The following is an 8,140-nucleotide window of genomic DNA, read 5'->3' as shown; positions in this document are numbered from 1 at the left end:
CCCTGACGCCGATGCCCGGACTGCTCGAAGCGCTGCACGCCAGGCCCGAGGAACTCGGCGCGGTGGGCTCGGGGGCCCTCTCCGGCCTCGGCGGCATCGCGTACGCCCTCGCCGAGACGGCACGGCTGCTGGACGATCCGGAGGTCGACACCTGGGCGTCGGGCGCACTGCGGCTGGCCGCCGCGGCGACCGGGGCCGAGCCGGAGTACGGGGTGGGCGCGGGGCTCGCGGGCGGTCTCGTGGCGCTGTCGGCCGTGCGTGGCGGTCGCACGGATCCGGGCACGGGTACGCGTAGGGGTGGCGGGCCGGGGGCTGATCCCGGGCCCGGGGCCGATCCGGAGATCGCGCGGGCTGCGCGGGCCTGCGCGGACCGGCTGGTCGCCGCCGCCCACTCCGTCGCCGGCACCGGTCCCGCGCATGCCGAACTCGCCGCCCTGGGTCGGGGCTTCACACAAGGGGCGGCCGGGATCGGATGGGCCCTGCTGCGGTTCGCCGAGGCCGAGACCCAGGCCACCGGCGGGGGCGCCGCCGAGACCGCCGGTGGGGCGGGGAGCCAGGGCGCCGAGCGGTACCGGCTCGCGGGACTCTCCGCGATCCGGGCGGCCGTCGCCGCGGGTTCGCCGGACGGCGGACCGGGACCGGGCGGAGGCCGCAGGGGAGCCTCCGCCCCTGCTCCGGGCGCCGGACGCGCCGGCACCGCCAGGGCCTGGGCCTGGTGCCGGGGAGACGCCGGCGTCGCACTCGCCGTGCTGGACGCCCCCGGCGCCCTGGCCGACCCGCACCTCGCGGCCTGGGCGCGGGAGACCGCCGGGCGACTGGGGCAGAACGGGGCGGCTCCCGACGACAGCCTGTGCCACGGAGAGGCCGGCCTGTGCGAACTCCTCGGCCACACCGCGCTCCTCGACGCGCGACCGCACTGGCTCCGCCGGGCAGGGGCGCTCCTTGCCTCCGTCGAGGAGAACGACGCCAGGAGCGGCGCCCCGGACGGAGTCCCGCACCCCGGCCTGCTGACCGGTCTTGCGGGCATCGGCCACGGACTCCTCCGGGCGGGCTTCCCGGAGCGCGTACCGTCGCTCCTCCTCCTGCGCACCCCATAGGCCCACCAGGACCGCCGACCGGCACCACGTACGACCGCAGAGCACCCACGACCGGCACCACGTACGACCGCAGAGGACCCACGACCGGCACCATCCACGGCACACACACCACTCCCGCGGACCCGAAGGACGAGTGAGGACCATGCAGATCAGTGACACGGTGACGTACGTCAACGGCGGTGCCGGCGCGGAGGCCGCGGCCCAGGACGACCCGGTGGGCGAGGTGACGCTCGGCACCGGCGGCATGCTGGGGCGGCGCGGCCGGCTGCTCAGGTCGGCCGACCTGGACACGGTGGCCACGTGGGACATGCCCTACACCACGGGCACCATCACGGTGTCCTGACGCGAGGGCGGGCGTGGGCCGGGGGCTCCCCGGCCCACTGCCGTGCACGAAAAGGATCAAGTAGCCTGCGGACATGCGTGCGACGTCGTCGGTCATCGTGGGGCGGGACACCGAGATCGAGTTACTCGACGAGGCCCTGGGGAGTGCCCGCAGGGGTGCCGGACGGGCCGTGTTCCTCGTCGGCGAGGCGGGGATCGGAAAGTCCAGGCTGGCCGCCGAGTGCGCTCTTCGCGCCTACGACCGGGACATGCCGGTGCTCCGCGGCCGCGCCACGTCCACCGGGCTCGTCGTCCCCTTCCGGCCCCTGGTCGAGGCGCTGGCCTCGCGCTTCCGGGCGGCCGGCGCACCGGACGATCCGGAACTCGACCCCTACCGGCCCGCGTTGGCCGGTCTGGTGCCGGAATGGCGGGCCACCGCGACGGCGCCCGGCTACGCGATCTCGCTCGTCGAACTGGCCGAGGCGCTCCTCCGACTGCTCGCCGTGCTGGGACGCGAGCGCGGCTGCGTGATCCTCCTGGAGGACCTGCACGACTCCGACACCGAGACGATCGCGGTCGTCGAGTACGTCGCCGACAACGTGGCGGACCTCCCGGTCCTGCTGGTCGGCACGCTCCGGCCCGACCCGGGACCGGCGTCGGACCTCGCGCTCGCCGCCGAGCTGCGCAACACGGCCTCGGTGACGGAGCTGGGGCCGCTGGACGAGACCGCCGTACGGAACATGGTGGACGCGTGTCTGGACGCGGCCCCGGGCGAGGTGCCCCCGGCCGCGCACCGGCACCTCTCGCAGCGCGCGGGCGGGAACCCGTACCTCGTGGAGGTGCTGCTGGCCGACCTGCTGGACCTGGGGCGACTGAGCAGGGCGGACGGCGGATGGCTCCTCGCCGATCACGGTGAGGCGACGGTTCCCACGGGGGCGGTACGCAGCTGGGCCCGCCGGCTCGCCCGGCTCGACGAGCCGGTGCGCGAACTGCTCCTCATCGCGGCGACGCTCGGCGGCCGGTTCTCGGTCGGGGCACTGAGGGTGGTGACCGGGCTCGACGACCGGGCCCTCTTCGCCCACCTCCGGTCCGCCTCCGAGGCCGGGATCATCGCCCCGGACGGTGCGGCCCACGACCACTACACCTTCCGCCACGTCCTGACCGCGGACGCGCTCAGGGCGTCCCTGCCGCCCGCCGAGCAGGCCGCGCTCGCCCGCCGCGCGGCCCAGGCGATCGAGGATTCCGCCGGCGCGTCGCTCTCCTGCGACCGGCCGGGCGAACTCTCCGGGGAGCAGTGCCAGCTGGTGGCCACGCTCCGGCTCGCGGCCGGTGACAAGGTGGCGGCCTCCCGGCAGTTCGCCCAGGTCGGCCGGCAGATGCTGGACGCCGGCGCGTCGGGCTCGGCCGCCGTGCTCCTCGAACGCGCCCGGGGCCTCGCGGCCGACGGGGAACGGGACGACGTCACGGTGCAACTGGCCATCGCCCAGGCCGAGTCCGGGCGCATCGACATGGCGTCCGCGCTGCTCGACGACCTGGCACCGGTGCCCGTCGGGTCCGCTGCGGCGGAAGAGCGGGCCCAGGCGCACACCCAGGTCGCCTGGGTCGCGACGATGGCCGAGCGGCAGCAGGAGGCACGTCGCCGGATCCGGGCGGCCCGTGCCCTGCTCGGCGCCGAGCCGCGCCCGGAGCAGGAGGCGGCGCTCGTGGTCGTCGAGGGCCATCTGGCGCTCCTGCCGGAGCGGGACGGCCGCGACGGCGAGGGTGACCCGGGGAGCCCGGCGGGCCGGGGCGGTCGCGAGCGGCTGAAGGAGGCGGAACGTTCCGCCAGGAGTGCCGCGCTCACCGCGGAGCAGCGCGGGCGGCCCGTCGTGGCCTGCCAGGCCTGGCAGCTCCTCGCCCTCCTGTCGCGCCAGCGCGGTTTCGACGAGGCCGACGCCTGTCTCGTGCGGATGCTGGAGGTCGCGGAGAAGCACCGGCTCGCGGTGTCGCGGGCCGAGGCCCTGGTGCGGCTCGGCACCAACGCGTTCATGCGGACCGGAGAGGCGACGCAGCTGGAGACCGCCCGCGCGGCGGCGCACGAACTCGGCTCGCTGACCGTGCTCCAGACCGTCGACGGGCTGCTCGCCATGCAGAGCGTCCTCGCCGGACGATGGGACCGGGCCCGGGAGATCGTCGATCGCTCCGTCGAGGCGAGCGCCCGCCTCCAGAACCTCTCGGCGCACCGCTATCTGCTCCTCGTCGACGCCACGCTCGCCGCACACCAGGGGCGGGCCCGCGAACAGGACCGGGCCCTCGTCCGGTTCCGCCGGGCGGGCGGCGAGGAGTCGATGCTCGTACCCCTGCAACGCGGACTGTGTCAGGCCGTCGGCGCTCTCATGGCGGAGGACCGGCATCGGGCCACGGCAGAACTCGACGCCGCGCTCGCCTGGGAGCGGGAGCACCCGAGCTTCTTCTACCTCAGCGGGCGGTACGGGCTCCGCCCGCTGCTGCGGATCCTCGACGGCGATCGCGCCGGAGGGAACGCGGAGGCCGGCGGGGGGCGGGACGTGTACCGGGAGGCGCTCGACTCGCCGGGCGGTCAGTTGGCCTGGAACCGGATGTTCCTCGGGATGGCGGACGCGGTCCTGCGCGGCCGGGACGGCGACCCGCACGGCGCGCGGCGCGCGGTGGAGGAGGCCGGCCGCGCGGCGACGGTGTTCCCGCACGCCTGGCATCTCGCCCTGCGGCTGGTCGCGGAGGCGGCGCTCGCCGACTCCTGGGGCGAACCGGTCGCCTGGCTGCGGACCGCCGAGGAGTACTTCCACGAGGCGGGAGTACAGCCGGTGGCCGGTGCCTGCCGGGCGCTGCTGCGGCAGTCGGGCGTCAGCGTGCCGCAGCGCCGGGGCGGCCGGGAACGGATCCCGGCGGAGCTGCGCACCGCAGGCGTCACTCCGCGCGAGTACGAGGTGTTCGTGCTGCTCATGGAACGTCCGGGCAATCTGCAGATCGCCCGACGGCTGTGCATCTCGCCCCGGACGGTGGAGAAGCACATGGCGAGCCTGATGGCCAAGACCGGCTGCGTGGACCGCTCGGCGCTGTGCGCGCTGTCCGCGGAGCGGGCGGAGGACGAGCGACCGGCCGGGATCGCGTCCCGGCAGCCGTCGGCCTGACCGGGACCGGGCGGCGGCCACCCGGCCGCCCGCGTCCCCGGTCCGGTACCGGACCGGCGACCTGGGGGCTCGGCGGACCCGGGATGGGGGGCGTTCCCGACCCCATGGGGGGTGGGACCCCCAGGACGCCGGCCGAGGTGCTGCGACTGTGAGGGTCCGGTACCGATGTGTGAAGGTCCGGCGCGACGGATCATCGAGCGGACCGACCAGCTCCCGTCACCATACGGAGGTTCGCTCGATGCCGAGTCCGTCCGCGCAGCCCGCCGTCCCGCCCGGCACACTCCGGTTCTCCGTCCTCGGCCCGCTCACGGTCCACCGGGGCGAACAGGCTCTGCCGCTCGGTCCGTTGAAGCAGCGCATGGTACTGGCGACGCTCCTGGCATCCGTCAACACCCCGGTCTCCGTCGACGCGCTGACCGAGGCGGTCTGGCCGGAGGAGCCCCCTCGTACCGCCCGCAAGAACATCCAGGTGTACGTCAGCGCGCTGCGCGCGCTGTTCGGGCAGGACGACCCGGAGGCTCGGGACCGGCCACGGCTCACGCACACCGGAGGCGGATACGTACTGCGCGCGGCGGAGGAGGAACTCGACCTCCTGAGGTTCCGCTCCCTCCTGCGGGCCGCCGAGGGCAGGCCGCCCCAGGACGCCGCCCGGCTGCTGAGACAGGCCCTCGACCTGTGGCAGGGCCCGCCGCTGGGCGACGACCTCCGGCAGTCGCCCACGCTGGCCGAGGAGGCCGAGCGGCTGCGGCTGCGCCATGTGACGGCGTACGAGAGCTGGGCGGAGGCGGAGCTGGAGCTGGGCGGCGCGCCGGCCGTGGTCGAGGGGCTGCGCGACCTGGTGGAGCGGCATCCGCTGCGGGAACGGCTCCGCTCCGCCTGGATGTGCGCGCTCAGCGGCTCCGGCCGTCAGCCGGAGGCGCTCGCCGTGTACGACGACTATCGGCAGCTGCTGGCAAGGGAGTTGGGCCTGGAGCCCAGCGGCGCCATGGCCGCCCGCTACCGGTCGATCCTCGCGGGCGACACCAGGGCCGCCGGGGCGGGCGCGGCCGCCGGGCCGCCGGGTGGGAGACCCGGCGCCACCCCGCCGAAGGCGACCGTGCTGCTGCCGCCCGACCTGGTCGACTTCACGGGACACGTCGAGGAACTCCACGACGTCCTCGACCTGTTGGAGCGCGGCGAGGGCGATGGCGGAGTCGGCGCGGGCGAGACGGGAGGAGCGGGCCATGTCGTGCTGCTGTCCGGACCCGCGGGATCAGGGAAGACCACACTGGCGGTGAGGGCCGCGCACCTCCTCGGGAGCCGGTTCCCCGAGGGCCGGATCTGCGTCTCCCTGAGGGACGCCGAGGGCCGCGCCCGACCTGTGTCCGCCGTACTCGCGGAACTCGGCGCACGAACGGGAGGCACCGGACTGTCGACCGCCGAGGCGTGGCGCGAGTGGCTGGCGCGGCACCGGGTGCTGGTGATCCTGGACGACGTACCCGAGGAGCGCGCCGTACGCGCGCTGCTCCCGTGCGGCGGACAGGGGAGGGTGCTGCTCACCGCGCGCGGCCAACTGGGCGGGCTGGCACCGGTGCACCGGATCACCGTCCCGCCGCTGGACACGGCCGAGGCCGTGCAACTCCTGGCCGGGCTCGTCGGCCCCCGGCGGGTCCGGGCGGACCGGGAGGCCGCGCTGCGGATCGTACGGGCGTGCGGCGGGTCCCCGCTCGCCGTCCGGGTGAGTGGGATGCGGCTCGCGGTGCTCCGCCACCTACCGCTGCGGGAGTTCGCCGACCGGCTGACGGACCCCAGCGGCGCCCTGGACGAACTGACCGCCGGGGACGTGTCCGTGAGACAGCGGCTGGCCCACGGCTGGGAGACCCTCCCGGAGGGGCGGGGCAGGGACGCGGGCCGGCTTGCCGCGGGAACGGGGGACGGCCCGTTCGGCCTGACGGAGGCGGCGGAGGCGCTCGGCTGCGACGAGCGGCATGCGGTGAGGGTGGTGGAGGCGCTCATCGACGCCGGAATGGTCACGTCGCCGGGCGGGGAGGTCACCGCACACGCGGCGCAGTACGACATGCCGCACCTGATACGGCTGTACGCACGGGGCGCGGGGTACGGGACGCCGGTGCTGACGTAGGCCGAGGGCACCGAAGGCGCCGACGCTTCGAGGCCGTGACGCGTCGGCGCCGGCGGTCACCGCGGCGGCGGACCCGCGGCGGAGCCCGGGGCCGGGAGGCCCACGTGGGATGCCAGGAACGCCAGGCACTCCGCCTGGAGGGCCACCGCGCGGGACGCGGCCCGGTCCCCGTGGCCGACGCCGTGTTCGAGCCGCAGCAGGATCGGGCCGGTGCCCGACGTGGCGTGCTGGAGTGCGGCGCACATCTTGCGGGCGTGCAGCGGATCGGTGCGCGTGTCGCCGTCCGCGGCGGTCAGCAGCACCGCCGGGTACGGGGTCCCGGGCGTGACCCGGTGGTACGGGGAGTAGCCGAACAGCACGGGGAACCGCGCCGGGTCCCGCGCGCTGCCGTACTCCGGCGTCCAGCTGGGGCCGAGGCCGGACAGTTCGTAGCGGACCATGTCCAGGAGCGGGGACGAGCACACCACGGCGGCGTACTTCCCCGGCTCCTGGGTGAGGGCCGCTCCGACGAGCAGCCCGCCGTTGGAGCCGCCCATGATCGCGATCCGGCCTGGCTCGGTCCAGCCCGCCTCGACGAGCCGGTCGGCCGCCGCGGCGAAGTCGTCGAAGGTGTTCTGCTTGTGCGCACCGCTCCCGGCACGGTGCCACGCCTCGCCCTCCTCGCCGCCGCCGCGAAGGCCCGCCCAGGCGAACACCCCGCCCGCCCTGACCCAGGCCAGGACCTGCGCACGGTAGCGGGGCGACATCGTGCGGCCGAAGCCGCCGTACCCCGTGAGCAGGGCCGGGCGCGGCCGGTCCGGGTGCCCGTCGGGGGAGATCACGAACATCCGGACGGTCGTCCCGTCCCGTGACGGGAACGCGACCTGGCGCGTCACCGCGCCGCCCGTCACCGGACGGTCGACTGCCGGACCGCCGGTCGCCGGACCGCCCGTCGCCGGACCGACGGGACCGACGGGATCGACGGTACCGACGGGATCGATGGGACCGGCGGGACCGCCCGGACCGCCCGGACCGCCCGGTTCGTCCGCCGCCGGGGCCTCCCGATCCCAGCGCGCCAGGTGGTGCGTACGCGCGTCGAAGTGGAGTACGCGTAGCGGTGTGACGAAGTCCGTGTACGCGAACCACGCCTCGTGACCGCCCGACGCCACGGCCGAGAAGTCGCCGACCGCGCCGGTGCCGGGGAGCGGCACCGTGGCCACCTGCCGGGCCTCGACCAGGTCGTGCAACGTCACCTCCGCCACGGTGTCGCGGGTCCACGCTGCCAGGCCGAGCGGGTTCTTCAGCTCGGGGCCGGAGAGCACGACCAGGTGGGTCAGCACCGCGTCCGGCCGTTCGGGGACCACCTCGTGCCAGGCGTCGGGGCCCAGGTGGAGCTCGTCCGGCCGGCACGCGACGACACGACCGCGCGCCGCGTCGCGGTCGTGTCGTCGCGTGCCGGCCGGACGAGCTCCACC

The 8,140-nt window shown here is 75.8% G+C and carries 5 protein-coding genes; 4 read left to right on the top strand and 1 reads right to left on the bottom strand.

Going from position 1 to position 8,140, the window contains the following annotated elements; all coding sequences use genetic code 11:
• The 4 genes from AOK00_RS31360 to AOK00_RS31345 all read left to right on the top strand — a co-directional run.
• The coding region (locus AOK00_RS31360; protein ID WP_301554235.1) for a lanthionine synthetase LanC family protein at nucleotides 1–1,097 on the top strand (1,097 nt) is incomplete at its 5' end.
• Between the two features lie 142 nt (nucleotides 1,098–1,239).
• Nucleotides 1,240–1,440, top strand: a complete 201-nt coding sequence (locus AOK00_RS31355; RefSeq protein ID WP_055603577.1) for a hypothetical protein — start codon at nucleotides 1,240–1,242, stop codon at nucleotides 1,438–1,440.
• A gap of 73 nt (nucleotides 1,441–1,513) precedes the next feature.
• Nucleotides 1,514–4,567, top strand: coding sequence for a helix-turn-helix transcriptional regulator (locus AOK00_RS31350; protein WP_055603576.1), 3,054 nt, complete (start codon nucleotides 1,514–1,516; stop codon nucleotides 4,565–4,567).
• Nucleotides 4,568–4,805: 238 nt separating this feature from the next.
• A complete protein-coding gene (locus tag AOK00_RS31345) occupies nucleotides 4,806–6,686 on the top strand; it encodes an AfsR/SARP family transcriptional regulator (protein WP_055603575.1) in 1,881 nt (626 codons plus the stop codon).
• A 56-nt stretch (nucleotides 6,687–6,742) separates the two neighbouring features.
• Here the strand turns inward: AOK00_RS31345 and AOK00_RS40870 are convergent.
• The coding region (locus AOK00_RS40870) for a prolyl oligopeptidase family serine peptidase (RefSeq protein ID WP_254047578.1) at nucleotides 6,743–8,140 on the bottom strand (1,398 nt) is incomplete at its 5' end.

It is taken from the genome of Streptomyces aureus, from assembly GCF_001418135.1.
Taxonomy (GTDB): Bacteria; Actinomycetota; Actinomycetes; order Streptomycetales; family Streptomycetaceae; genus Streptomyces; species Streptomyces aureus_A.
The sequence above is the reverse complement of the archived record's forward strand: the minus strand, read 5'-3'. Positions and strand labels throughout refer to the sequence as shown.